Origin of the sequence: Arthrobacter bambusae, from assembly GCF_030812595.1 — a bacterium.
GTDB lineage: Bacteria > Actinomycetota > Actinomycetes > Actinomycetales > Micrococcaceae > Arthrobacter > Arthrobacter bambusae_B.
In genome coordinates, this window is the sequence record NZ_JAUSSZ010000002.1 from 181,824 (window position 1) to 206,323 (window position 24,500).

The window sequence follows — 24,500 nt, forward strand, 5'->3', positions numbered from 1 at the left end:
CCACTCCGCCAAGCGGCCGGGGCCTCAGCTCCGGATGATGTGACGGACTTCCGGCGCAACTTCCACGCGGTTCCGCCCGGCGGACTTGGCGGCGTATAAGGCCATGTCCGCTTCTTTGAGGAGCCGTTCGCTGCTGACGCGGTGGTCGGCTATGAAGGCTGAGAGGCCAGCGCTCAAGGTCAGGGTGCCGGATGGGTTACCTGAATGCGCAATTCCCAGGTCCCGTACGGTCTCAAGTGCGCGTTCGAGCCTTGTTTCGGCGCCCGACACCGTCTGGTCCGGAAGCAGGATGAGGAATTCCTCCCCGCCGAACCGGTAGATTCCGTCGCTTTCGCGGCCTTGGCCGGCAAGGGTAGCCGCAACCGACTGCAGGGCGAGATCACCGGCCTGATGGCCATAGAGATCGTTATAACTCTTGAAATTGTCCACGTCGCAGATGGCCAGGCTGTAGTCGGTTCCGTAGCGGGCGCTGCTGCGGTGCAGCTGTTCCAGGTCCTCCGAGAGCTTCAGCCGGTTGTGGAGCTTCGTCAGGGGATCGGTGCGCGCTTGCTCCGCGAGCGCGGCACGGTAGCGTGCCAGATCCGCGTGCAGCGATGTCACCCTTTGTGCCACCAGGAGCCGGGTATGCAGGGCGAACGGGTCAAGCGGCTTGGCCACATAGTCATCAGCACCGGCGTGCATGCCCGCGACGACGTCTTCATGCGAGTCCTGTGAAGTGACAAGGACAAGGTAGGTGTAGGAATCCTCTTCCGCGTTGCGGATGGCGCGGCAGAGCTCCAGGCCATTGAGCCCGGGCATCATCAGGTCCGTCACGACGACTTGTGGCCGGTGCTCGTTGTACAGCTCCCAGGCGGAGCTGCCGTCCGCGGCCACGACGCATTCGTGGCCGGATTGCTCCACTGCCGCCTTAGCCACCAGACGCGAACCGAAGTCGTCGTCGGCCACCAAGACCTTCACGAGGGCACCGACAGGGCGTGGTCCAATGCCGTGTCAACGAGCGCCAATTCAGTTTCAAGACCGGCAAGGAGAGCGGGATCCACGGGCCCGCCGTTTGCCGGGCCACGTTCCAGTTCCTCGCAGATCCGGGCCGCGCGCGCGGCCCCGATATTGGCTGCGGCGCCCTTCAATTTGTGAACCACTTGCCTGAATGCCTCTCCGTTTCCGTCGTCCAAAGCCTGGCGGAGTGCTTTCAGGCTCGGTTGGATGTCCTGCCTGAAGGCTTGCGCCGCGACGGGCAGCAGCCCCCGCCCATCTGCCGGGCCGAGGTCACGCAACATTTCCAGCCTCGCGGGGTCGAGGGCGGCTCCGGCGCTTTCCTTCGAAGTTTCCGGTATCCACCGCGAGAGAACCTGCTCCAATTTGTCCACGTCCACTGGCTTCGTCAGGTAGTCGTCCATGCCCGCAGCAAAGCAGCGCTCACGGTCCTCATCCAAGGCGCCGGCGGTCATGGCGATAACGGGGAGCCTCCTGCGGCCCTCATGCATTGCCCGGATGGCTTTTGTGGCCTCGAATCCATCCATGACGGGCATATGGCAGTCCATCAGGACGGCGGCATAGTCGGTGGCCGCGGTGGCGGCAACTGCTTCGCTGCCGTCAGCTGCGACGTCGGCCTCATACCCGAGCTTCGCAGCCATGCTCCGGGCCACGAGCTGGTTGACCTCGTTGTCCTCGACGACCAGAATCAGGCCGCGCGAAGGCTGGGTGACCGTCACGGGGGCTGCGGGCGAAACCACGGGCGCTGCGGGCGGACGCGCCGCCACAAGATGCATGAGGCGGTCGTAGAACTCGGAGCTGCGCACGGGCTTCGTCAACCACTGCTGGACCCCGGCCGCTACAAGCTCGGCCTTGTCCACATTCATGGTGGACGTCAGCATGATGATCCGCGTGGATGTCAGCGCGACGTCGGTGCTCAGCTCGCGTGCAAGCTCCAAGCCGTTCATGTGCGGCATGCACATATCCAGCACGGCAATGTCGAAGGGACGTCCGGCTGCAGCCTCCTCGCGGCAACGGTCCAACGCCCGTTGGGCTTCACCCACAGTCTCTGGAATCATCCGCCAACCCGCCAACTGCGTCTCGAGCACCAGCCGGTTGGTCGCATTGTCGTCGACAACCAGGACTCGGAGACCATCCAGTTGATCAGGAGAGATCGAGGGCGGAACTGCGGCAGTACTCGACACTTCCAAGGGCAGGGTGGCCCAGAAGGTGCTCCCGTTTCCCAAGGAGCTGTCCACCCCGATCTCGCCGCCCATCACCTCGGTAAGCCGCCGCGAGATCGCCAGGCCCAGGCCGGTTCCGCCGTATCGCCGGGTGGTGGAAGCGTCAGCTTGGGAAAACGATTCGAAGAGCCTGAGATGATCTGCGGGCTCGATCCCGATCCCGGTGTCCCGAACTTCGAAGCGCACCCGAACATTTTTGGCATTGTCTTCCACGACGCGCACGCTGATGACCACTTCGCCCGCGGGAGTGAACTTCACAGCATTCGACGCGAGGTTGAGCAGAATCTGCCTGATGCGGCCGGAGTCGCCCACGAGCATCGCCGGAACTTCCGGCCGGCAGTACGCGATAAGTTCCAGGCCCGTTTCCTGGGCGGCTTCAGCCAGGAGGGTCGCGACTTCTTCCACCACGGTGCGTGGATTGAAAGGCGCAGGGTCCAGATCGACCTTGCCTGCTTCGAGTTTCGAGAAGTCCAGAATGTCGTTGATCAGGGTTAGTAGTGCTTCGCCCGCACTCTTGACCCCTTCGGCATATTGGCGCTGGCTGTCCTCCAAAGGCGTGTCCAGCAGCAACCCTGTCAGCCCAATCACCCCGTTCATCGGGGTGCGGATTTCATGGCTCATGGTTGCAAGGAACTCCGATTTCAGGCGGCTGGCTTCCTCGGCTGCTTCCCGGGCAGTCACCAACTCGGCTTGTGCGATCCGGCGCTCAGTGATGTCCTGGGCAATCGCGGCCACTCCATGGACGCCCCGAGTGCCGCGAATCGGAGACAACGTCAGCGAGATGGGCACCACCGAGCCGTCGCTCCGGACCCGTGCAGTTTCGAAGCTGTGGGTTTCCTTACCGGCTCCGATCGCTGCCATGAGCTGTTCTTCCTCCGCGCGGAGGTCCTCCGGAATGATGAAGGAAATATGCCGACCAACGGCTTCGGCTGCGCTGTACCCGTAGATCCGTTCGGCTCCGGGGTTCCAGCTGGTGATGACGCCGTCCAGGGTCTTGCCGACGATCGCATCGGCCGACGAGTTGACGATCGCGCCCAAGCCTTCAAGTTCCGCCGTGCGCTGTGCAACCTTGGATTCGAGATCCCGCGTGAGGGTGATGTTCTCCAGGATCATGAGGATTTGGCGCGCGATGGCCAGTGTCAACACGGTGAGTCCCACGGTCTGGAGGAAGGGATCACCGGGGCGCCCGACGCGTATGGGCGCCACCATGACGGCACCGAAGACGGGAACATAGGGGAAGAGTTCCAATGCCAGGGTGTAGAGGGGACGGTCCGTCCTGGGACGAGGGGCGTAGGGGACCAGCGGCGCTAAGGCTATCAGCAGGAACGCCGTGATCCAGCCTGCCGCCAAGGGGGTTCCGGTGAGCCCGTTGACGCCGTCGGAGGTCAGGTCCACGTAGGTACTGTCAGTGATCGCCAGGACGAGGAGCCCGCCACCCAGGCAGACCCACCTGAGGCGCTCGCCGGGCGCCCTGCGCATGGTGAGCATGAGGACAATGGAGACAATGACGAAATCGGCAACGGGATAGGCCAGGCCGGTGAGGTGTACGAGGGTATCTTGCCCTTCGGCCTTGTACATCGAACCGAGGACCGTGGCCCAACTGATGAACAGCACGGCGGAGGCGATCACAGCCGAATCGAGGAGCCCGCGCAGGAAAGCAACCCGGGAAACGCGGGGACGCGGGAACAAGTACAGGCCGATCGCGGCCGGGATCGAGTAGCCGACGAATGCGGCGTCGGCTACGGAAGGGTAGGGATAGTCATGGTCAAGCGTCAGCCCATAGATGGTCCAGATCGATTGACCGACAGTCCAGACGAGCGTGGCAAGGGCCATGACCCACCACGCGCGGGAGCTTTCGTCTTTGCGGCGGGCTGCCCGGGCACAACTGACTGTGGCGAGCAGTGCCGCCGCCAGGATGGCGAGATCCCCGGCGGACTGCGCCGCCGATGTACCTTGGTTTGCCCCGAGGATCATCGCGAGGATGACCACAGCCGCAGCGGCGGCAACCACCATCCAGGCTAAGTCGGGTTTTCGCAGGCTGTGGCCGCTCATTCAGACCCCCGGGTTGCGACCGCAGGAACACCAGGGGGAAAGCCGGGGACTGCATCATCGGGGGTATGGAACAGCCAGAGTGAGAGCCTGCGATACGCTTCCCAATCCCCGCCACGAACCTGGAGCGAAGCGGTGTGCTCTCTGTTCGCACTTGACCAGAACCGGACGACATCCAGCGGGATCTGTGCGGCGCCCGGGAGTTCCAGGAGGACACGGCCCGATTCCGGCAGGGCATCGGCTCCGACCCGGACCGCGGCGCCTCCCATGGAAATGTCCACCAGCTCGCCCCGGATTCCGGCAACCGTGACAGGCACTTTGACGGTTACCCGGTGCGCGCTCCGCCGTGATGTGGCGAATTCGGCCGCCCTGATCCGGAGTGTCCCCAGCACCAAGACAATTCCTGCCAACACCAACCAGACGCCTGCGGCAATCGTGGAGCCCGGACTCGTCCGCCAAGGTACCCAAGCAAGGACTCCGGCTGCCGCATAGAGAATGATCGCGCCCACGATGACGATCAGCACAATGAGGATCCGTGGGGCCCGTCCACGGAGTCGAAGTTCCGCGGCGCCTTTCGGAGTGACTTGAAACTCCAAGGACTTGCGGGAGACGAGCCACCACAGGCAAGCCATTCCAACTGGAACCCGGAAAATCCGCAGGGCGAACGCCGTCGGCCAGTGGATCTGGTGGCGCATGAGCCTCTTGGCGCCCCACAAGCGGACCCAGAACATGGCGGCGAAGACCAAGGTGAACTCCACCGGCCCGGCGGTGGAGGTCCGCGCACCGGAAACCATGACCGCCATCGGAATGATGAAGGCGATCAAAGTGGCAATGCCCTCCAGCCACCATAAGGTTCCGTTGATGTATTCGTGGAAGTTTCGCCAGGTCATCCAGCTCTTGGCGGCCCAGAGCCGCTCGTAGGTCAGGATCTGCATTGCGCCCATGCCCCAGCGTCGGCGCTGCAGCAGGTATTGATCGGCCGTCGCCGGGGCCAGACCGATCGCAAGGGTCTGGTGGTGGTAGACGGTCTTCCATCCGAGCCGGATGAGTTTGAGGGTCGTGTGCATGTCTTCGGTGATCGTCTCGGTTGCCACCCCGCCTACCTCGCGAAGCGCCTTGATCCGCAGCAGCGAGGTTGAGCCGCACCAGAACGGCCCTGCGCCGGGAACGTTGCGCGAGGGCATCAGGACGTTGAAGAACAAACCCTGTTCGCCTGAGATGCCGTCGTCGTCGAAGGCTCCGGAGTTGTAAAACGCCTGCGGCCCTTGAATGAGGGCGACCTCTTCGTCAGCGAACCATCCCAAGGTGGCTGTCAGGAACGTCGGAAGCGGTACATGGTCGCAGTCCAGTACCGCAATGATGTCTATGGGGTCCTTGCCGGCCGCTTCCTCCGCGGCCATCAGATCCAGTGCGTGATTCATGTTTCCCGCTTTGGCATGGTCGTGCTCGACGCGGGTCACGACTCTAGCGCCGAAAGCCTCGCACATCTGCGCAACCCACGGGCGGTCTCCGTCATCCAGCACCCACGTTTCGTGGCTCGGCTGCAGCGCGCAAGCCGCGGCGATGGTGGGGGCAAGGACCTCGACCGGTTCGTTGTAGGTGGGGATCAGCACGGCGACTCTCATGCCATTGGGAGGTTCGGCAACCGGGTCCGGCGCATAACAATCGATGTTCCACAGCGTGATGGACTTCAGGACCAGGCCTATCAGCGGAAGGGCCTCAAACGTCACCAGCGTCCACGCGATGACAAGACCCCCGCCGCCAGGCGGCATAGTAAAACCGATCCGCCATGCTAGGTAGAGCAACAACGCCGCTATCGCGGCTACCCCGCCGATCCTCGCCATTCTGCGGGAACGTGGAGCCTCGGGCGCGGGAGAACCAAGTTGCGCCGCCCAGCCGGCCATTCCCGCCGAAGAGTAAGCCTTGACCTCCATAGGAGTGTCACGGAACTGCACCGGTTCGCCACCGGCTTGGGCGCCGGCCTCTCCCCAGGCGCGTCCGCGCTGTTCAATGGATTGCACGCGATCCCCCAGCTGGATCAGTCAATGCAGCCTGTATCAAGTTAAAACAAACTGTGCGATCACTATAGCCAGTTCTCGACCGATTTTCATGGGAAACGGGGAAATGCAGAGCCCTGTCAGGCGCGGCATTCTTCCGGTGCGGGAGTCCCTACTTTTTCGTGAGCAGGGGCAGGACGTGGTCCGTCAAGAGGGGAGCCAAATCGTCCGGGAGCTCAGCAGAGAGATCCAGCCAGCGGATCTCTTCGATCTCGGACGAAGGGTGGGCTTCCCACGTGCCTGGCGCGGTGAACACGGTGGCCTCGATGTCCGTGGCGGCCTCGTTGGCGGCGACGGCGAGCCAACTCCCCAGCGGCTCCAGGTCCGTCGGGTCGACGTCGATTCCGACTTCCTCTGCCAGCTCGCGGGATGCCGCCTCCGCCGCGGTTTCACCTGGTTCGGGCTTGCCGCCCGGGTGCATGAATTTTTCCGTGCCGCGCTTGCGCACCGTCAGCAGCCGTCCGCCGTCGTCGTACACGCAGACCGCGCTGACCACTATCAGGTCCTTGGCTGAACTCTCGTGGGTCACTGCTCTCTCCTTAGCCGGGACTCCAGCAGCAAATCCTTCGCCGGTCCGTGGACATCCCAGGCATAGCTGAATGCATCGGGCCCGCGCCAGACGTAATGGACTTTGTAATCGTCGGGATCGCACCAATGGCTGTCCTCGTTGGCGTGCTCGCGGAAGCTCATGCGGTGGAACGGTTTCCCGTCCGGGAAGTAGACATCCATCGCTGCGGGAACGCCCGAGGGCCGCAGGAGGTATTCCCGGAAGGCCGGTCCGGTGTGGGTAGGCCACGTCATGGTGCCGTCCTCGCGGAGGAGGAGCCCGCCGTCGGGAGTACCTGAATAGCGCACGACGCCGGTGAACGTACCGCGCATGTCGGCCGCCCGGTCCCACAGGGACCGTTCCACGGTCCAGCTGCCCAGCAGGTAGGCCCGCAGGTCCTGCGTCGGAGAGGGATCGCGCAGCTGGTCTTTCAAGTGCCCTCGATTGGAATCGAACCAACGACACCGGCTTTAGGAGAGCCGTGCTCTATCCACTGAGCTACGAGGGCCTGTGCGCGTGCAGGAAGCTCCTGGGAGCAGCCGGCCGGGCACGCATACAAGCATACAAGCTGCCGGGGCGGCCCTCGAACACTGACGCCGGCAAGACACGCAGCCGTGCGCCATGTGGCTGGGCTGGCGCTAGGCTGGCCCGCATGAGAGAGCAGATGACGGCGCCGGCGGCTTCCGGCGGACAGCTCCCGGACGTGGGCACCATCCGCTCGAATATCGGCGGCTGGGCCCATTTGAGCGTGGTGCAGTACTTCGTGGCGGAATCGGCAGTGATAGAAGCATGGCGCGGCCCCGAGCCCTATGATCGCCGGACCGGGTTCATCAGCGATCTTGGCGCGCTCAAATGCGGGATCTACGAGCATCGCGACGTCTGTTCGCCCCTTCACCTGCTCATGAACGCCTCCTTTGTGGTGCAAGGGCTCGGGCTGATTTTCGGGGCGCTGCTGCTCAGCTCCGCGCTCCTATGCATCGCGGCCAAGCCCGGTGTGCGGATCCTGCCAGGCGCGGCTTCCCGCAAAGCGTTGCCTGCCGCCGTGGCGGTCCGGATCCTGACGGGTATTGCCGGGCTGGGAACCGTAGTTGTTGGTTTTGTGCCGGAGGACCTGGGGTCTCCCTTCCACCTCGTGGGTGCCCTCATGTTCTTCATCGGTGGAGCATTTGCCCTCTTGCTCCTCGGGCTGCTCTGGCTGCCGCACACGGGCATGAGCTGGTTTGTCGCGGTGTGCGGAACGTTGACGCTGGGTGCCCTTGTGGTCGGTGCCCTGACCCGGATGCATGTCCCCGAACCAGGCACCCTGGAACGCCTGATGGCTTATCCGGTCACCATCGGATTTTCCGCCGCGGGGCTGGTGGTGGCGCAAAGGGTTCGGGAAGTACGACGAACGGCGGCGCGGCTTGCAAAACGCTGAGCTTGCGCCGGTAGCGTCATGTCTGCTTGGTGGGGGAACTTTGCATTATCATGGGTGCACTCACCGGAATGGCGCCGGGCTGAGGGTTCCACGCAGTTTTGGCGCAGACTAGATTGATCGATACGGCAGAACAAAGGACCCATGACTCATCAGTTTGTTCTGCGTCGTCCGGGACACGCAGGCGAAATTTCTCCCATGCTGCCCGCCAGGGATCCACGGCTTCCCGATGATGCCTTGGAACTTTCGTCCGGAGAGGCCGCGGACCCTGCCGCCCGGATCACCGTCGACTTGGCGGCGGACGGGATTGTCGAGGTCACCCTCCCGCCGAACAGCGCAGTCCGCGCGCCGGAAGCACAGGCCGCCGCGGCCGCCGTCCGTGCGATCGCGGATGGACGAAGGCATCCGGTTCTGCTCCGAGTGACGGGAGTATTGTCGGTCACCGAAGATGCGCGCCTGAGCTACTCGAATTCCGTGATTGTTTCAGCATGTGCCCTTCTGGGGGAGAGCCCAGTGGACCGGGTGATAGCGCATTTTCTCCTGCGCGCGAGGCCCGGTTCCCTCCCCGGACAGTTCTTCACCTCGGAGGCGGAAGCCCGTGACTGGTTGAGAGAGCACCACAGTGAATAATGAGCCCCAGGACCCGCGGCTCCTTGCCCTCGTCGAAGGCGTAGTCCGGATTGCGGACGGCGACCTCAGCACGAGGATCCCCGTCTCCGGCCCGCGGGACGAAGTGGCTGCCGTGATTACCGGGATCAACCTCATGGCGGATGATCTTCAAGCCATCTACCAGGAGCTCGAGGAGCGGGTCGAAAGCCGGACTGCCATGCTGCGCGAGGCCCAGATCGAACTCGAAAGGATGGCGCTCACTGATCCGCTGACCCAGTTGGCGAACCGCACGGCACTCGAAACGGCGCTGAACCATGAACTCGTCGAAGCCGGGCGCGGCGAGCTCCCGCCCGCATTGCTCGTTTTGGACTTGAACTCCTTCAAGGGGATCAACGACTCCTTGGGGCACGGCGCAGGGGACACCGTATTGAAGGTCACGGCCAGGCGCCTGCTCTCCGCGGTCCGCGAGACCGACATGGTGGCCAGGCTCGGCGGGGACGAATTTGCCGTCATGCTGCCTAAATCCAATGCTGCGCACGCACGGGGCGTTGCCAAGCGGATCCTCCGGGCCGTGGGGGAGAGCATCGACATCGGCGAAGTCCGGATCATCTGTGGAACCAGCATCGGGCTGACGGTTGGCGAGCCAGGACAGTCAGTGGACGATCTGGTGATGGAAGCGGATACGGCGATGTATGCGGCCAAGGCCGAGCAGCGGAGCACTGTGAGGGTCTTCGAGCCCGCCTTGTTGTATGCGCGCCGACTCCAAGGGCTCATGATCTCGGAGCTGCGTGAAGCCATCCGGACAGATCAGTTGGTTCTCTACTTCCAGCCGGTTGTCGAATTGGCCTCCGGCCGGATCGAAGGCGCCGAAGCGCTGGTGCGGTGGAACCACCCCGAGAGGGGATTGCTGATGCCGGATGCGTTCATTCCGCTGGCCGAGGAAACCGGAATCATCATCGACCTCGGATATTGGGTTCTTCGGCGAGCGATGCAGCAGCTGCGCGAGTGGCAGGACGGCCCGGGCGTGAATGAGGACTTCAGCATGCGGGTCAATATTTCAACAACCGAACTTCAAAGCCTCGATCTGATCGAGCATGTGCGGGAAGTGCTCGCCGAAACCGGAGTGGAAGCAGCCAGGCTGGTCATTGAACTCACGGAGTCGATGGCGGTGAACGGCAGCGACATCGACAAATACTCTCTGACCGGCCTCCGGCGTCTGGGGATCCGCTTGGAAATCGACGATTTCGGCACCGGTTATTCGTCCATCAGCTATCTACGCAACCTTCCGGTCAACGTGGTCAAGATTGACCGCTCCCTGATCCAGGGCCTGGGCACGGACGAGAAAGAACGGGACTTCGTGGCGGCGGTTCTCCAGCTCATCCATGCCTGCGGAATGCAGGCGGTTGCCGAGGGGATCGAAACGGCAGAGCAGGCGGCCGAGCTTGCCCGCCTCGGTTGTGCCAGCGGCCAAGGGTATTACTTCGGCCGGCCAATGCCGCCGGAGAAATTCGCGGAACTGCTGCGCGGGGACTAGGCGCTGCCCTCCGGGTCACGGAAGACCAGGCAGCAGAAAGGCACCGGACCTGGGCCGGTGCCTTTCGAAGCTGCTAGTTGGACGGGGTGGAGTTGGGCCACCAGCCGGTTGCCTGGGGCGAAGCCTGGGTGCTGGCGTTCGGCCACCAGCCCGTAGCTTCAGTGGAGCTCGTGCTGAAGTTCGGCCACCAGCCAGTGGCTTCAGTCGAGCTCGTGCTGAAGTTCGGCCACCAGCCAGTGGCTTGAGTCGAGCTCGTGCTGAAGTTCGGCCACCAGCCAGTGGCTTGAGTCGAGCTCGTGCTGAAGTTCGGCCACCACCCAGTGGCGACGGACGAGTCTTGTGCCGGGCTCTGGCTGCTGGCGGAAACAGCTGCGGAGCCGGAAATTCCGGCAAACAAGATCGCTGCGGCCGCGAGGAGAGCGGCGATAGTTCTTTTCATGCGAAAGCTCCTGATGTCTTGTGACTGATGCGACTGAAGTGAAGAAAGTGAAGCAGGCTCATTATAAGAGGAACGACACGCCGTGTCATCAATCCTTGGTCCGCATCGCCCAAAACCGTGCTATTTACGAGGCGCAACCGGACGAAGTGTCTGGAGGACATAATGGAGCTATGCAAGAAAAGAAGGTTGCGCCGTCGTACGCCGCCGCGGAACTGCAGGCGAGGGAGCACCGGGCCAGCCACGACTTCGCCAAGGCCGCCGATGGAGCGCGCTCGGCAGCCGATATTGCCCGCGATGACGGTGATTCCACCGGGTGGTGGAACATGACCTTCCTTCAAGCAGAGAACCTTCTCGACGCAGGCGATTTCGCTGAGTGCACGGCCTTGGCGCGATCCCTTTCCGAGGCATCGTTGGCTGCGGCTTCACCCCAGTACCGGGCCCGGGCCCTCATCTTGATGGCGAATTCCCTGCGGGGTGAAGGGCTCCTTGAGCTGGCCACTTCGACGGCGGCATCGGCAGTTGGATTGGTCGATGACGACGCAGACATGGAAATCGACGTCCATGCCAGGCAGGCACTGATCGCGACGCTCGGCGAGTCCGGAAAGCTCGAGGAGGCCTGGGAGGAGTGCCTATCCCTCTCCGCGCGGATTTCCGATGAAATGGACGACCAGCTGGCGGGCAAGGCGTACTGGGTGATCGGCAACGTGGCGTTCCTGTGCGACAAGGTCGATGAGGGGCTCCGCTACCATGAGCTCGCCGCGGAAACCTTCTCTCCCACCCGGAACCTTGATGTCTGGGCCAAATTCAACAAGGCATCGGCGGCGATGAGGCTGGCCGCCGAAGTGGCAGATGCCGCAACCCTGCGGTGCATTGAACGGGCGGAGCTTGCCACGGACGTGGTTGGCGGCAACGAAGAGGAAATCCTGCTACTTCGCCTTAACCGCGCCCATTGGAACTACCTCGCGGGAGACGCCGGCGAGGCAATCAAGTTGCTGGACGAGCTCACGAGAAGTGCTGACCAAGTGCCCCCGCAGATGGCAGGCGAAATATTCCTCTTGTTGGCGCGCGCCCAAGCCGATACCGGGAACAAGCAAGCGGCGAAGGAAGGCCTGGTCGAAGCGGCTAATCGCTTCGACCAGGCCGGCGCCCCCCAGCGCGCCCTCCAAGCCCGGGAGATGCTCGCGCCGGGACCCGGTTCGGACCAGGAGTAGCCTTGACGGACTGTGTCAGTCGCTCTTGGAACGCCGACGGCCCAGGAACACAGCCGCGCCGCCGGCCAAAATGCTCAACAGGAACAGCAACCAGCCAGCAACGGTGAGCGTGGAAGCCAAAGCCACCTGGCCGGCGTCGGACGTTGCGGATCCCAGGGCGGCATCAACCGCAACGTTGCCGCACAAGCGGACCACCGCGAACAGCAGGGGAGCAGCCCACAGAGCCCGGCGCAGCGCTTTTCCGGCCACATTGGTGCCAATGAGCAGAAGCCAGGTGAAGCCGAAGATCAGCGGAAACAGGGTTCCCGCGGTCTTGTGGATGTAGCTGAGCTGTCCGCGGGCGTCGTCCGTCATGGCGCCATGCAATTGATGGACGTAGTCGGTGGAAAACCCGCCAATAAGGGAATCGGGCATTGCCATGCCGCCGGACAACTGGGTCATCTGGTTCAGGGTCAACAGATGCACGTACCAAAACAGGAACAGGCTGGCCACGACCCCGGCAATCACTATGAGGCGGCCGTTGTTCTGTGCCTTCTCGGGGGCCCGCTGGGTGGAGGGGTTGATCACCGACGGCAAGTGGTGCTGGGGCACAGCGGCATTGGCGCCGTGCTTCTTGATGCGTTGGGCTGGGGTCTTGGCCATGTCATTCATTATCCCGCCACATAAGCTGGACCCATGACCACTGGCAGGCACTCCGCGACAGAACTTGATCCTTCGCTCGACGACTACGAACTCGCTGCGGCCCTGGTCCGGGAAGCCGGGCAGCTTGCCCTGCTGATGCGGATGGGCGGCTTGCAGGGGGAACGGAAGACCTCGGTTTCGGACGTGGTCACCGCCGCGGACCATGCGGCTGAGGCCTACGTCCTTGAGCAATTGCGCCGTTGCCGCCCGGACGATGGCATCCTGGGTGAAGAAGGAAGCTCAGTGGCAGGAAACAGCGGGCGCACGTGGGTGATCGATCCCGTGGACGGCACCTACAATTTCCTGCACGGCTCCACGTACTGGTGCTCGGCGATCGCCTTGCAGCATTCGCAGCCGGCCCGGGACGGCGTGCCCTCGAATGATGCGGACGTCATCCTCGGGGCCATCTATCAACCGGAGCTCGACAAGCTCTGGACCGGCGGCAAAGACCGCCCCGCGACCCTCAACGAGGAACTGATCCCGGGACCGTCGGACGCCGCCTTGGCTGAACTCGGCGCCGCGACCTACATCCACCCCACCTGGCTCGCCGATCCCCGTGCCGCCATGCCCTGGCATGCTGCGGCTGTATCTGCAGCTTCGTTGCGGATGTTCGGTTCCGGCTCCTGCGATCTCGCCCGGGTGGCCGACGGCGAGCTGGACTGCTGGTTCCAGCACAGCTGCCCGGAGTGGGACTGGCTCCCCGGCAAGGCGATTGTCCGCGCGGCCGGCGGGGACACCGAGGTCGTACGCGTCAACGGGCTGGACTGGTTCCTCGCGGGAGGCCCGACGGCGGTCCGGGAGCTGCGCGCGGCGCTCACCTCGGTGCCGCAATTCGCCTGAGCATGCGCCGTCCTTGGCTTGGGGGATGGACATAGCGCTTCGGTTCCTGTGAGCATGCGCCGTCCTTGGCTTGAGGGGTGGGCATACTGCTTCGGGTCCTGTGAGCATGCGCCTTCCTTGGCTTGGGGGGTGGACATAGTGCTGTTATGTCCACTGGTTCGTCCGGGGAGGGGGCATGTCCCTGGAGGGGATCACGGGGTTTGGGGCGTGCGGTTCGTGCCGCAGCGGGTGTCGGGGCTTCGGTTCCTGTGAGCATGCGCCGTCCTTGGCTTGGGGGATGGACATAGGGCTTCGGTTCCTGTGAGCATGCGCCGTCCTTGGCTTGAGGGGTGGACATAGTGCTGTTATGTCCACTGGTTCGTCCGGGGAGGGGGCATGTCCCTGGAGGGGATTGACCCTAATGGGGAGTTCTCCGGCCAGGGCCTTGGGCGGTTGTTAGTCTCCGGACGGCAGCTCAAGCCCAAGGGGAAATTTTGGATAAACGCACCGTCCTGCTCGTTTACGGCACCCGTCCTGAGGCCATCAAAATGGCGCCGCTGGTCCATGCTTTGCGTGCAACAGGCCGTTACAAGGCACCAGTGGCAGTAACCGGGCAGCATCGGGAAATGCTGGACCAGGTCAACGCGCTCTTCGGCGTCCACCCGGAGCATGACCTGAACATCATCCAGCCCCGCCAGACCCTTGCCGGGATCACGGAAAAGACGTTGCGGGGTGTCACGGAGGTCCTCCGCGACGTCATGCCGGACGCGGTTGTGGTCCAGGGAGACACCACCACCGCCATGGCCGCGGGGCTGGCAGCGTTCTACCAGGGAATTCCGGTGGTTCACCTTGAGGCCGGACTCCGCAGCGGCAACCTGAATTCACCTTTCCCGGAGGAAGCGAACCGCCGCATCCTCGGGCAAATCACCACCCTGCATCTCGCGCCTACCTCCACGGGCAGGGACAATCTGTTGTCCGAAGGCGTACCCGCGGAGAATATCGCCGTGACCGGAAATACGGTCATTGACGCGCTGCTGGGGACGGTCAAACGGGAGGTTGAGTTTGCCGAACCCGTACTCAGGGACATCACGGATTCAGGCCGCAGAATCCTATTGGTGACTCTCCACCGACGCGAAAACCTCGGGCCGGCCATGGCGGGCGCGGCGAGGGCGCTTGCGCGGATAGCGGCCGACTGCCCCGAGGTGGAAATCGTTCTTCCCTTGCACCGGAATCCAGCGGTGCGGGAGGCCGTCCTGCCGGGAGTCGTGGGCGTCCCGAACATCACCATCACGGAACCTCTCGACTACGTGCAATTCACCAAGCTCCTGAGCCTGTGCCACGTGGTCCTCACGGACTCGGGCGGGGTCCAGGAAGAGGCGCCGGCCCTCGGGAAACCCGTCCTGGTGATGCGCGACAACACCGAACGCCCCGAGGCAGTGGCGGCAGGCACGGCTCGGCTCATCGGGACGGACGAGCGAACGATCGTGGACGCAGTCAACGCTTTGCTGGAGGACGACGCACTGTATTCGGCTATGGCCACAGCCGTGAATCCCTACGGCGACGGCGGAGCATCCGGCCGCGCCGTGGCGGCCATCGACTCCATGTTGGGGATGGGTGAGCGGCGCCCGGACTTCGTCGCTTAACCCGTTCGGGTACTTTCGGAAAGCGCACTCCACAGTCCTTGTTTACTTTCTCCACGGGAGGACGTGTGTCCTCCAAGGTTTCAGTTGCAGCGCGCCCCGGCGTGATTGCAACTCTCACGAGGGGGCAATACTTGAATACCAGACATAGGACATGGTCCGCCGCAGCGGGTGTCAGCGCCGTCGTAGCAGTGGGTATCGGGCTGGTGGCGGCGCCAGCAGCCACTGCCGGACCGAGCGACATTATTTCCTCGGGCAGCGGGCAGATCATCGACGGCAGTGTACTTGGGATGCCGAACTTTGCCGCCGTGGCATCAAACGGCGCGGCAACGGCACAGCAGATCGGCACGCCGCCATCCGACCCCGCGGTCATTGAAAACAGCACTCCGCTGGATCTTTCCGCCGCCTTTGGCATCGTGAATGTCGGTGCGGGAAACATTCCGCTGCTGGGCAACAACGGCATCATCCAGCTGGGCGCGGTCAGCCAGTATGGCAAGGCCGTCAATGACGGATCCTCGGCGGCATTCTCCGGCACGGTTTCCGGCGCGCCGGGCCTCGTCACCCTGCCTGGCGGCCTGCCGACGTCGGGAAGCGCCAGCATCCCGGCTGCCGAAATCAAAGTGGGCACGGCAACCATCCTTGGCGGCGCCGATCTCGTAAACCTGGACCTGAAGATCACCACGCTGGCCGCCGCCGCAAAGCAGGACCAGGGGGCAGCTCCAGCGGGCGCCTATTCCATTGCCGGCACATCAGCCGATCTGGGCGGGACGGTGATTGGCGGAGTTTCCGGGACGGTCGGCGCCGCCATCAACACCGCCAACCTTGTCCTGGGTCCCTTGGGGGTCACCGTGGCGAATCCTCTTGCGGGCGGAACGGTCTCCATCACCGAGGCAGACCTCCTGGCCGTGGCGGGTGTGCCGAGCCTGAACGCCCTGCCCGCTGGCACGGATCTCGTTTCGTTCCTGCCGCAGGCTGTGGCCGCCAAGATCACGAGCCTCGTCAACTCCACGCTCGCCAGTGCGACCGCTGCAGTCAACGCCCTCGGACCGATTGCGCAGATCACAGCCGGCCCGGCGCTTGCCGTCTTGACCACCGCGCTGAACACCGTCGTATCGGGAGTGTCCTCGACCGTCGTGACCCCGTTGTCCAACGCCTTGACCGCGCTTGTCTCGGCCAAGGTCAACGTACAGCAAAGCAGCGGAGGCGTTTTCACCGAGCGTGCGCTCCAAGTGGGAGTAGCCGGTGGCAGCATCGCCACCGTCAACCTGGCCAACGCCTCGGTTGGTCCGAACCTGCTCGCGGCGGCAATTCCGGTGGTCAACAAGGACACCTTGGCCATAACCGGCGCAACGGCATTGCTGGCGGTTGTTTGCTGGTTGTTCTTCCGCGCACGCCGTCGGACCGCGGTTCTGGCCCTCTGATCGCGACTGCCCGCAACCGACAAGAACAACGAAGGAACGTGCAGCATGTATGGAAATAGTTTGACGACAGGGGGAGCGGTGGCGGGCGGGGGAACGCTCGCCGTCACCGGTGCGCCGGCCCTTGGCTGGGTCATCCTTCTGGGTATTGCGTTGTTGGTTGGCGGGTTCGTTGTCCTGCGCAACGGCATGCTCAAGGCCTCGAAACGGGCCGCCGCTCGCAAGGATTCCTGACTGCACTATCGGCGGGGCGGTCCTACCCAGTGGCCGTCCCGCTTCGACTTTCTTGAAACGGGCCTTCTACAGCCTCAAAGCACTATCGGAGAGACATGTCAGTACTCGAGTCCGCGCAAGCCCTGGCATTCGTGCTGTTGGTGGTCTTCTTGGCCTACATCAGCGTGATCCTGGTCCCGTTCCTTCGCAGGACGCCGGATCCGGAGGGATCGCAGGGAGGCTTCACCTGGCACGTGTTCATTCCGTGCCGCGACGAGGAAACAGTGATTGGAAATAGCTTGGCGACGCTGCGCGGACAATTTCCCGAGGCACACGTTTGGATTGTGGACGATGCCAGTGAAGACGCCACGGCCCAAACTGTGCATCGCGCATCCGAGACCGATCCCATGGTTCACCTTGTGCGCCGTTTTCTGCCGGACGCCCGTTCGGGCAAGGGCGACGCGCTGAACGCGGCGTACAGGGCCCTGGATGATTGGCTGCCTTCCGGGGCCGACCGCGAAACTGTGATCGTCCTGGTGCTCGACGCCGATGGGCTGATGTCCGAGAATGCTTTCCGGCAGGCAGCCGGCCCACTTGCTTTCGGGGATCCGGAGGTGGGAGCAGCGCAGACCGCCGTATGGATGTCCAACGTGGATGACCCGGCGCTGAAGACGGCAACAGGATTCGGACGGGTGAAGCAAGGCTTCGCCCGGTATCTGATCCTCATGCAGGACATGGAGTTCCGCACCACTATCGCCGCCATGCAGTCACTCCGCCGCCACACCTTGACCGTTGGTTTGGGCGGTAACGGCCAGTTCACCCGGCTTTCCGCCCTCGATACGATTGCCAGGACCTCCGGACAGCCGTGGCACGGTGCCCTCCTTGAGGACTACGAGCTTGCGATCCATGTGATGCTCAGCGGTTACAAGACCGTCTACATGCATGACGCCCATGTCTCCCAGGAGGCGCTTCCGGGGCTTCGCCGGCTGCTGACCCAGAGGACCCGCTGGTGCCACGGCGGAATGCAGTGCAGCAGCTACTTACCGCGGATTTTCGAGTCTCCGTATTTCAGCAACATCGGGGCCATCGAATCCAGCTATTTCCTGGTCCAGCCGTTCATCCAGATCCTGGGCTTGGTCTTGTGGCCCACACTGTTCATCGCCATGGTGGCTCAGGGCTCCCTGACGATGGGCGGCTTGCAAGCCTGGTTGGCAGCGTCCTGGTTCATCATTCCGCTCATCGTGGTCACGGGCATCGCGCCGTTCGCCTTGTGGGGTCCCGTCTACCGCAAACAGGCAGTTCCGGACAAGAGCCGATTGGCGGGAGTGCTGTGGGGAGTCGGCTACTGGCTCTACATGTACCAGAACTACGTGTCCGTGTTGAGGGCGACATACCGCTTGGTCACGGGACGCCACGGCTGGGCAAAAACCCGACGAAACAACGAGAACGACACCCAGCTCTTAGCGAAGGAAGCCTGAATGTCGACGAGTGTCGAATACGCCGCGGGGCCGCAGGGGCGGCAGGGGCCGAAACTGCCGCAACGACGGCAAATTCCAAACGGTCCACGCGCGGGAACGATCCGCTCGAGGCAAGGCGGGCTGCTCCCCGGCATGGCATGTTTGGCAGCGGCTGTCCTAGCCATGCTGCAACAGGAAGGCATCCGCAGTTTCGAGGCCTGGGCCATGGCCTGGGTGTTCGATCGGGCGCTCGGAGGCTCGTCCTACAGCGTCCGCGACACTGTCTTCCACAACATCGGCGGCGGCCAACCCTTCGCCCTGATGGTGACCGGATTGTGCTCCAGCGCGGTACTGATCGCCCCCGTCATGGCCCTGGCCGGCGTTTTGTTCCTGATGGGCCGCATCGCGGTGCCACGATTGGCCCGCGCCGCCGCTTTGGCGTTGCTGGTTGTTGTTTTCAGCAACGGGTTGAGGTTCTTCATGATTGCGGGGGCACAGCAGGCCTGGGGAGAGCAGGGCTTCAGCATCATGCACCATTTCCTCGGTTCTTTCGTGGTGATCATCGGCTTTGTGGCGGCCATCATTGTCCTGGTCCGCGCAGGCAAGACGCGCCGGGGGCGGCGTGCCGCATAGCTTGGCGAAGCGGGCGGCAGCGGGTGCCGCAGCGTTGCTTCTTGCAGGAGCGCTGAGCGGGTGCAACCAGACCCTTCCGGGAACGCCCACCGGCAACCCGGCAGTGGGCGAGTGCCACGTGATCGACTCCCCGGAGCAATTCGACGGCGTCAGCGAACCGAGCCCGCAGGTTGCCTGCGCCGCGGCACACACAGCCCAGTCCTACAAGGTCGCACAGGTTCCGGCTCCCTGGTCAGGGCGGGGAACAAGGCCCGGGCAACAGGAGCTCAAGGCCCTCACCGCGCGCATGTGCGATGTTGCCTCTCTCCGGAATTACCTCGCCGCCGGTCAACGCGACGGTACAACCGGCCTGGCCATCGCCGCCTACGCCCCGAGCCGTGAAGACTGGGAACGGGGAGCCCGGGCCGTGCGCTGTGACGTGTTCCTGGTCGCGAACGATGGCGTTCCCCGGACCACCACCTTGGATCTCAAAGGCGTTCTGGCCGGCCCTGACTCGGCCGCCGTGCGGCTGTGCTACCGGCAGGAGTTGGTGGACGGGAAGCTGGGCTACGACGGCGTCGATGTTCCGTGTACCGAGCCCCACACCGCGGAGGACATCAGTGCGTGGTTCAAACTGGAGGGCGCCGTGGCCACTGCCGCCGCGCTAGACGCGCGCTGCCTTCCCTATGCCTTGCAGTTCCTCGGCGTTGACGCACTTCCAGGCGGGATCACCCTGCGTCCGGTCATCCGGACGGTGAACGGCGCGCGGACGGTACGCTGCGCCGTCGCGCCTTTGCAGTCCAATCCAGGCACTTTCACCGGTTCGCTCGCGCCGGTGGGAGGGCAGAAGCGTGATTGACGCACGGCTCGATGTCCCGGATTCCCGGTCCAGAGGAGCCGCCCCGGAACCGCTCCGCCGGAAGACCGCGCCCGTGAGCGCGCTTCGCCCCGCGGCCGCCTACGTGGCCAGGACGTTCGGGCCGGGGGAGGTGGGGCCGGGCGTGCCGGGGTCACCCCGCGTGCGGGGCGTTGCCCTGCTGTGCGGCACTCTTGGCGCACTCGTCATGATCCTCCGCTTGTTCGTACCCCGGACCGTCGGCATGGCCGACCAAGGAACCGGTCAACAGCTGCTTTGCTCGCTGGGCGTTCGGAACCTCAGGCCGTGGGCTTACACCGACTTCACGGATTTCATCCATCCGGGTTGGGTGCCGCACCAGTACTTTGGTGAGGGTTGCGGCTTCACCGGATCCGGAGAGCCCGTCTATTCCTCGCAATTGCTGCTCTTGTGGCTTGGCAAATGGCTCACCCCGGTATTTGCCTGGGGCCCCGGCTTGGATACGCGTGCGGTGGGAATTGTGTGCTGCGTTGCCTTTGGCGCGCTCATCGCCGGGCTCGTCGCGGCGTTGCCGGGCCGGAAGCCGTTCCGGGTACTGATCGCTGCGCTCATCACCCTGGTCACGGCGGACGGGGTTTTCGCGGACTTCTTCGTTTCGCCGTACAGCGAGCCCGCTGCCTTCCTGGGCATTCTTTCCTTGGCGGTGGCGCTGCTTCGCTACTGGAAGGGCGGAAGGCCGCGCTGGGCGTCGCTGTTGATGGTGGTCCTCGCGGCCGCGTTCACGGTTTCGGCGATGCCGCAGATGGTGTCGTGGCTGCCGGCGGTTGCCCTGGCGCTTTTGTGGTTGCCCACCGCGCGAGGTAGGCGGCGGGCGGGCTTCGTGCGACGTCGGTGGCAGGCGTTCCTGATGCCCACCACAGCCGTGATCGCGATCGCGGGGGTTGCCGTGGCGTTCCTCGCGGCGGAGCCCAGGCGCGCTGCGGAAATGAGTCTCTACAACGCAGTCTTCGCGTCGATCCTGCCCAACAGCCCGGATCCTGTCGCCGATTTGAAGTGGCTGGGGTTGGACCCGAGTTTCGCGTCTGCCGCCGGCAGCACCATGGACTCCAACAACTCTGCGGTATACAACCCCAAGTATCCCCAGTTTGGGGAACAGATCAATCGCGGAAAGCTCGCGGCGTTCTTTGCCACCCACCCCGAACGGCTGATCGGCCTGGGGGAGCGCGGGATCAGCGCGCTGCTCACGCCCGAACTCAGTGGTGCGGGATCCTATATGGCGGATTCGGGCCAAGGCCCCGGCGTCAAGGAACGCCGGATTCCCGTTGTCCTTGGCCTCTACACTGCAATGAAAGCGGCCCCGGTCACGTTGCTTGGCCTCCACTTGCTGACACTGCTAATGGGCTTCGCGGTTGCCGCTCGACGGAAGTCCGGAATAGGACGCCTTGCCGTGGTGATGGTCCTCGGCGGTTGGGTGCAGTTCTGGGTAGTCCTGGTTTTGGAAGGGCAGCCCGAGATCCACCGCCAAATGATCGTGACCGGGTTCATTTCGGCGTTGTGCGTACCGCTCTTGGTGGCGCTGGTGAGCATTCTTGCGTCGAAATCCCGGCTGCATCGGCACTCGCGGGCAATTTAGCATTCAGCTCAGCCAGCCGTCTTTTCGAAGCTGATCCTGGAGGCTGATGATGTTTCCCACCTTGAGCCCGGCGCCCGCATAACGCTGGCGGACGCGATGCAGGTGGGACTTGACCGTCTGCTCGCTGATGGCCAAAAGCTCGGCCACTTCCTTGATGCTTCGGGGGGTGGGTCCGAGGTACAGCTCGACCAGCCGCCTTTCCCTGGCCGACAACTCGACTCTCGCGACCGCCGGGGACTCAAGCAGGCCCTTGATATCCGGATGAAGGTATCGCCGGCCGGATGCCGCCGCACGGATCGCGGCCGCGGTGTGGCCCGGCTCGGCGGACTTGGGCACAACCGCCAGCGCGCCGGCGTCGAGCGCTGAGGTGATGGCCATCGCCGGATGGTGGTCCGCCAGCAGGACCACCTGCATTCCCGACCCCCTCAGCGAGGCGACGAGACCGGCAATATTGCCGGCTTCGCGCCCCTGCAGTTCACCCACGACGGCGACATCGGCTGTGCGGGCTCCGTCACCTTGGAGTCCCGCGCTTTCGGGAGGCCAGGAGGCCCCGGCCAGCACTCGGATTTCCGGAGTATTCATGCGAAGCCACTGCGACAGGGAGTCGATCAAGAGCTGATGGCGCTCGATGAGCAGAACGCGGGTCAACGGCGCCGCCCCCCTGTTTCAACCACGATGCTGCAGCCCTCGCGGTCATTGCCCGCTTTTGCATGGCCCAGCGAATCCAGCTCGGTCCACAACAGAGGCGGGAGGTGATTCTTATGGACGCCCTGAATGCGCCATGTCAGGCGCGCACCGTCCTGGCCGGACTTCTCTGCAAAGAAGTGGATGCGGTGTGGCGGCCCGGCGCGCTCAGCGGTGGCGCCCCGGTCCGGACCCCGCAGAGTGGAGCCCACAGCCATCAACATGGTGGCGGCCAGAAGGGCCGGGCGTGAGGCCTCCGGCAGGCCTTCCACCACATCAAAGGGCTGGGCAACAGTGACACTGCCCGCCAGGCCCTCCAGTTCCAAAGCCTCTGCGAGCCAATTGTCGGACCATTCTTCCAGCAGCAACCGGCGTAAATGACCCGCAAGCTCCCTCGCTTCCTCGGCCATCGCGGGGTCCAAAGGCAGGGACGGTGCCTTCGCGACCTTGCCAAACAATTCATCGATCCTGGACTTGCTGACCGCCAGCTCGCTTTCCCGTGCGGATGTTTTGGCGTTGATGGCCCGCGTCAACGAGTCGAGCCGCTCGCTCAGGCCGCTCGCCCCCTTCCGCTGGAGGGCGTCCCTGCGCAGCAACACGCTCACCGTTCCCACCGCTCCCGGAAGGAGCGAGAGGAAGAGGACGTTGGACGTTGTCCGCAGGTCGGCCGCCGGAGTGAGAACGTAGAGAGTTGTGTTGACCGCCGCGGTCGCGAGCGCGAGGGTGACGAATCCACGAAGATTCCACAGATGCGCCACAAGGAGGACAGCGACGGCCGAGAACAGCGCGTTCGCTCCGAGCAATGCGATCCCCCGCTCCTGCACCGCGGCCAATGCCGCGCAACCACCGGAGGCAGTGGCCAGGACCAGCCACGTGGCCCGCAGGTTGACCAGCCCGCCCCGCGGGGAAGCGCTATCGGATGCCTGCACAGCGACGAGGAGCCCCAGCAACTCCAGTCCGCTGGCCAGGAAATGCCAAGAGGCGGCGGCCGTCTTGCCGCCTGCTTGACACGCGAGATAGAAACCGAGGATCCACAGCACGAAGCAGGCTGTCGCCAAGACTCCGCGGGACACGAAGAGTGGTCCCTCCACGCTGGTCCGGGACATAGCCGGCATTGTCATGCGGCCACCGCTTCGAGCAGGACGGTGGTTCCTCGTCCCGGCGTGGAAAAGACCCGCGCACGTCCACCGGCATCGCGCATCCGGGCAAGGACGGATTCCTTCACACCCAGCCTGTCGGTGGGGAGCGACGAAGGGTCAAATCCACAACCGGAATCGCTGACCACCACCAACACGTGATCCGAGCTCCGGGATAGAAGGACATCCACCGTCCCCGCGCCCGCGTGCCGGTCGGCGTTCAGGATGCATTCATCCACGGCGGCCAGCAAGGCGGCTTGGACGGACTCGGTCACCGGTCCGGCCGAGCCGTGGATCTCCACAAGGAACCCCGTCCGTGTCCGGTTCTCGGCGATCCGCAGCAGCCGGACGGCGAGGTCCCCGGATTCCGGGGAGTGCCGAGGCGTCGAAGCGCGGAAGTCGACGCCGGTCCTGCCTGGCGGCGGGGGTCCCTGCCGGGACGTCTTTCCCGGGGAGGTGGTGCAGGCCTTGAGCATTTCTTTCAGTTCCGTCGAAGAGACGCCGGCCCCTTGGCGGCCGATCACAGTGAGGGTGCGCAAAGCGGTGTCGTGCAAATGCCTCGCGTTCCAAGCCACGGTGCTGCGCCGGTCCTGCGCGACGATGTGGGCCGCCACGGACTCCTGGCGCACGGCGAAACCGCCCCAGTATACGGCCAAGGCCCGTGGGCCGCCAAGCCGCATCGTTAGGGTGATGATCCACGCAGCAGTCAGTAAGGAAGCGCTCGCGGGGCCCGCGCCCACCAACATGGCCGAGACAACTCCGTACCCCAGGACCAGCAGGAACGCCGCGAATGTGAAGAGCATCGATCGCCAGGTTTTGCGCATCGAGAGGACGAGCACGGAACTTGCAGAGAGGACCAGGGTGTAGGGGATGAAAGCCGGACTGAACTCGTCGCGTTGTTCGGGGCCCAGCAGTTCCGCGAGCAGGATGAGCCCGAGCAGAATCGCCAGGCGCCGGGGCCACTCATCCGAGTGGAGCATCAGCGCGAAGCAGACGAGGACCCCCGCAAGGACAAGGTACGCACCGAGGAACTCCCAAGGCTGGAGCCGGCTGGCCGCAGCCAGGAACAAGCTTGACGCAATGGTGATGGACAAGCCAAGGAGGGTTCCGTACTTCGACACCAAACCGGGGCGGCGCGTCCTCCAAAAACCTCGTGTTGCGCGCATGCCGTTCCTTTGGATGTGTCCCTTAGCCAGCGAACTTGTAGCTCGTTAGAAGCATAAGTGGGGAGGCGCTTTGGAGTCCTGGTATTTCCTGGCTCAGCCGGTATTTGACGGACCTCCGTTGAGAGGAATC

Annotated in this window: 22 protein-coding genes and 1 tRNA gene; 12 read left to right on the top strand and 11 right to left on the bottom strand. The window is 64.2% G+C overall.

Features of this window, described 5'->3' with window-relative positions:
- Positions 1-24: 24 nt before the first annotated feature.
- From J2S96_RS04310 to J2S96_RS04335, 6 genes are all read right to left on the bottom strand, one after another.
- Positions 25-957, bottom strand: a complete 933-nt coding sequence (locus J2S96_RS04310) for a GGDEF domain-containing response regulator (protein WP_306860259.1) — start codon at positions 955-957, stop codon at positions 25-27.
- The gene (locus tag J2S96_RS04315; protein ID WP_306860261.1) at positions 954-4,268 is read right to left on the bottom strand and encodes a response regulator; all 3,315 of its coding nucleotides are present in this window, start codon (positions 4,266-4,268) and stop codon (positions 954-956) included. Before J2S96_RS04315 ends, J2S96_RS04310 begins: the two co-directional genes overlap by 4 nt.
- Positions 4,265-6,286, bottom strand: a complete 2,022-nt coding sequence (locus J2S96_RS04320) for a glycosyltransferase family 2 protein (RefSeq protein WP_306860263.1) — start codon at positions 6,284-6,286, stop codon at positions 4,265-4,267. The genes J2S96_RS04315 and J2S96_RS04320 overlap by 4 nt, the downstream gene beginning before the upstream one ends.
- A 148-nt stretch (positions 6,287-6,434) precedes the next feature.
- Complete coding sequence (locus J2S96_RS04325) at positions 6,435-6,851, bottom strand: NUDIX hydrolase (RefSeq protein WP_306860265.1); 417 nt, start codon at positions 6,849-6,851, stop codon at positions 6,435-6,437.
- On the bottom strand, positions 6,848-7,303 hold the full coding sequence (locus J2S96_RS04330) for a DUF6314 family protein (protein ID WP_370872991.1): 456 nt from the start codon (positions 7,301-7,303) through the stop codon (positions 6,848-6,850). Before J2S96_RS04330 ends, J2S96_RS04325 begins: the two co-directional genes overlap by 4 nt.
- Position 7,304: 1 nt before the next feature.
- Positions 7,305-7,377 (bottom strand) — tRNA-Arg (locus J2S96_RS04335).
- A gap of 144 nt (positions 7,378-7,521) precedes the next feature.
- On the opposite strand from J2S96_RS04335, the gene J2S96_RS04340 reads away from it, so the two are divergent.
- The 3 genes from J2S96_RS04340 (at position 7,522) to J2S96_RS04350 (ending at position 10,426) form a co-directional block, all read left to right on the top strand.
- Positions 7,522-8,286 (top strand): DUF998 domain-containing protein, encoded by a 765-nt coding sequence (locus J2S96_RS04340; RefSeq protein ID WP_306860267.1) that lies wholly within the window; start codon positions 7,522-7,524, stop codon positions 8,284-8,286.
- Positions 8,287-8,427: 141 nt separating this feature from the next.
- Positions 8,428-8,913: a DUF7793 family protein gene (locus tag J2S96_RS04345; RefSeq protein WP_306860269.1), complete on the top strand. Its 486-nt coding sequence runs from the start codon at positions 8,428-8,430 to the stop codon at positions 8,911-8,913.
- A complete protein-coding gene (locus J2S96_RS04350) occupies positions 8,906-10,426 on the top strand; it encodes a putative bifunctional diguanylate cyclase/phosphodiesterase (protein ID WP_306860271.1) in 1,521 nt (506 codons plus the stop codon). Before J2S96_RS04345 ends, J2S96_RS04350 begins: the two co-directional genes overlap by 8 nt.
- Positions 10,427-10,499: 73 nt before the next feature.
- Here the strand turns inward: J2S96_RS04350 and J2S96_RS04355 are convergent, their stop codons facing one another.
- Complete coding sequence (locus J2S96_RS04355; RefSeq protein ID WP_306860273.1) at positions 10,500-10,865, bottom strand: hypothetical protein; 366 nt, start codon at positions 10,863-10,865, stop codon at positions 10,500-10,502.
- A gap of 170 nt (positions 10,866-11,035) precedes the next feature.
- Between J2S96_RS04355 and J2S96_RS04360 the strand changes: the two genes are divergently transcribed.
- Entirely contained in the window at positions 11,036-12,076 is a 1,041-nt protein-coding gene (locus J2S96_RS04360) for a hypothetical protein (RefSeq protein WP_306860275.1), read from the top strand.
- Between the two features lie 15 nt (positions 12,077-12,091).
- Here the strand turns inward: J2S96_RS04360 and J2S96_RS04365 are convergent, their stop codons facing one another.
- Positions 12,092-12,718 (bottom strand): hypothetical protein, encoded by a 627-nt coding sequence (locus J2S96_RS04365; RefSeq protein ID WP_306860277.1) that lies wholly within the window; start codon positions 12,716-12,718, stop codon positions 12,092-12,094.
- A 33-nt stretch (positions 12,719-12,751) separates the two neighbouring features.
- Between J2S96_RS04365 and J2S96_RS04370 the strand changes: the two genes are divergently transcribed.
- The 8 genes from J2S96_RS04370 (at position 12,752) to wsfD (ending at position 21,384) form a co-directional block, all read left to right on the top strand.
- On the top strand, positions 12,752-13,597 hold the full coding sequence (locus J2S96_RS04370; RefSeq protein ID WP_306860279.1) for an inositol monophosphatase family protein: 846 nt from the start codon (positions 12,752-12,754) through the stop codon (positions 13,595-13,597).
- 473 nt (positions 13,598-14,070) lie between these two features.
- Positions 14,071-15,219 (top strand): non-hydrolyzing UDP-N-acetylglucosamine 2-epimerase, encoded by a 1,149-nt coding sequence (gene wecB / locus J2S96_RS04375; protein WP_306860281.1) that lies wholly within the window; start codon positions 14,071-14,073, stop codon positions 15,217-15,219.
- 131 nt (positions 15,220-15,350) lie between these two features.
- The gene (locus tag J2S96_RS04380; RefSeq protein ID WP_306860284.1) at positions 15,351-16,637 is read left to right on the top strand and encodes a PVV-CTERM domain-containing choice-of-anchor G protein; all 1,287 of its coding nucleotides are present in this window, start codon (positions 15,351-15,353) and stop codon (positions 16,635-16,637) included.
- Between the two features lie 45 nt (positions 16,638-16,682).
- Complete coding sequence (locus J2S96_RS04385) at positions 16,683-16,868, top strand: hypothetical protein (RefSeq protein WP_306860286.1); 186 nt, start codon at positions 16,683-16,685, stop codon at positions 16,866-16,868.
- 95 nt (positions 16,869-16,963) lie between these two features.
- Positions 16,964-18,325 carry a glycosyltransferase family 2 protein gene (locus J2S96_RS04390; RefSeq protein WP_306860288.1) on the top strand — a complete coding sequence of 454 codons (1,362 nt, stop codon included), beginning with the start codon at positions 16,964-16,966 and terminating at the stop codon, positions 18,323-18,325.
- Positions 18,326-18,937 (top strand): exosortase S, encoded by a 612-nt coding sequence (gene xrtS, locus J2S96_RS04395; RefSeq protein WP_306860290.1) that lies wholly within the window; start codon positions 18,326-18,328, stop codon positions 18,935-18,937. It begins immediately after the preceding gene.
- Positions 18,927-19,775, top strand: a complete 849-nt coding sequence (locus J2S96_RS04400) for a septum formation family protein (protein ID WP_306860292.1) — start codon at positions 18,927-18,929, stop codon at positions 19,773-19,775. Before xrtS ends, J2S96_RS04400 begins: the two co-directional genes overlap by 11 nt.
- Positions 19,768-21,384: a glycan biosynthesis hexose transferase WsfD gene (gene wsfD / locus J2S96_RS04405; protein WP_306860294.1), complete on the top strand. Its 1,617-nt coding sequence runs from the start codon at positions 19,768-19,770 to the stop codon at positions 21,382-21,384. Before J2S96_RS04400 ends, wsfD begins: the two co-directional genes overlap by 8 nt.
- 3 nt (positions 21,385-21,387) lie before the next feature.
- Here wsfD and J2S96_RS04410 read toward each other — a convergent pair whose 3' ends face one another.
- From J2S96_RS04410 to J2S96_RS04420, 3 genes are read right to left on the bottom strand one after another with little or no spacing between them, the layout of a single operon-like run.
- Positions 21,388-22,032, bottom strand: a complete 645-nt coding sequence (locus tag J2S96_RS04410) for a sigma factor-like helix-turn-helix DNA-binding protein (RefSeq protein ID WP_306860297.1) — start codon at positions 22,030-22,032, stop codon at positions 21,388-21,390.
- Entirely contained in the window at positions 22,029-23,174 is a 1,146-nt protein-coding gene (locus J2S96_RS04415; protein WP_306860299.1) for a hypothetical protein, read from the bottom strand. Before J2S96_RS04415 ends, J2S96_RS04410 begins: the two co-directional genes overlap by 4 nt.
- A gap of 11 nt (positions 23,175-23,185) precedes the next feature.
- Entirely contained in the window at positions 23,186-24,370 is a 1,185-nt protein-coding gene (locus J2S96_RS04420; protein ID WP_306860301.1) for a sensor histidine kinase, read from the bottom strand.
- Positions 24,371-24,500: the final 130 nt, after the last annotated feature.

Coding starts and splice junctions, on each gene's coding strand:
- J2S96_RS04315 (WP_306860261.1), bottom strand. CDS start 4,268: ATGAGCGGCCACAGCCTGCGAAAACCCGACTTAGCCTGGATGGTGGTT.
- J2S96_RS04340 (WP_306860267.1), top strand. CDS start 7,522: ATGAGAGAGCAGATGACGGCGCCGGCGGCTTCCGGCGGACAGCTCCCG.
- J2S96_RS04345 (WP_306860269.1), top strand. CDS start 8,428: ATGACTCATCAGTTTGTTCTGCGTCGTCCGGGACACGCAGGCGAAATT.
- J2S96_RS04355 (WP_306860273.1), bottom strand. CDS start 10,865: ATGAAAAGAACTATCGCCGCTCTCCTCGCGGCCGCAGCGATCTTGTTT.
- J2S96_RS04360 (WP_306860275.1), top strand. CDS start 11,036: ATGCAAGAAAAGAAGGTTGCGCCGTCGTACGCCGCCGCGGAACTGCAG.
- J2S96_RS04365 (WP_306860277.1), bottom strand. CDS start 12,718: ATGGCCAAGACCCCAGCCCAACGCATCAAGAAGCACGGCGCCAATGCC.
- J2S96_RS04370 (WP_306860279.1), top strand. CDS start 12,752: ATGACCACTGGCAGGCACTCCGCGACAGAACTTGATCCTTCGCTCGAC.
- J2S96_RS04385 (WP_306860286.1), top strand. CDS start 16,683: ATGTATGGAAATAGTTTGACGACAGGGGGAGCGGTGGCGGGCGGGGGA.
- J2S96_RS04390 (WP_306860288.1), top strand. CDS start 16,964: ATGTCAGTACTCGAGTCCGCGCAAGCCCTGGCATTCGTGCTGTTGGTG.
- xrtS (WP_306860290.1), top strand. CDS start 18,326: ATGTCGACGAGTGTCGAATACGCCGCGGGGCCGCAGGGGCGGCAGGGG.
- J2S96_RS04415 (WP_306860299.1), bottom strand. CDS start 23,174: ATGTCCCGGACCAGCGTGGAGGGACCACTCTTCGTGTCCCGCGGAGTC.
- J2S96_RS04420 (WP_306860301.1), bottom strand. CDS start 24,370: ATGCGCGCAACACGAGGTTTTTGGAGGACGCGCCGCCCCGGTTTGGTG.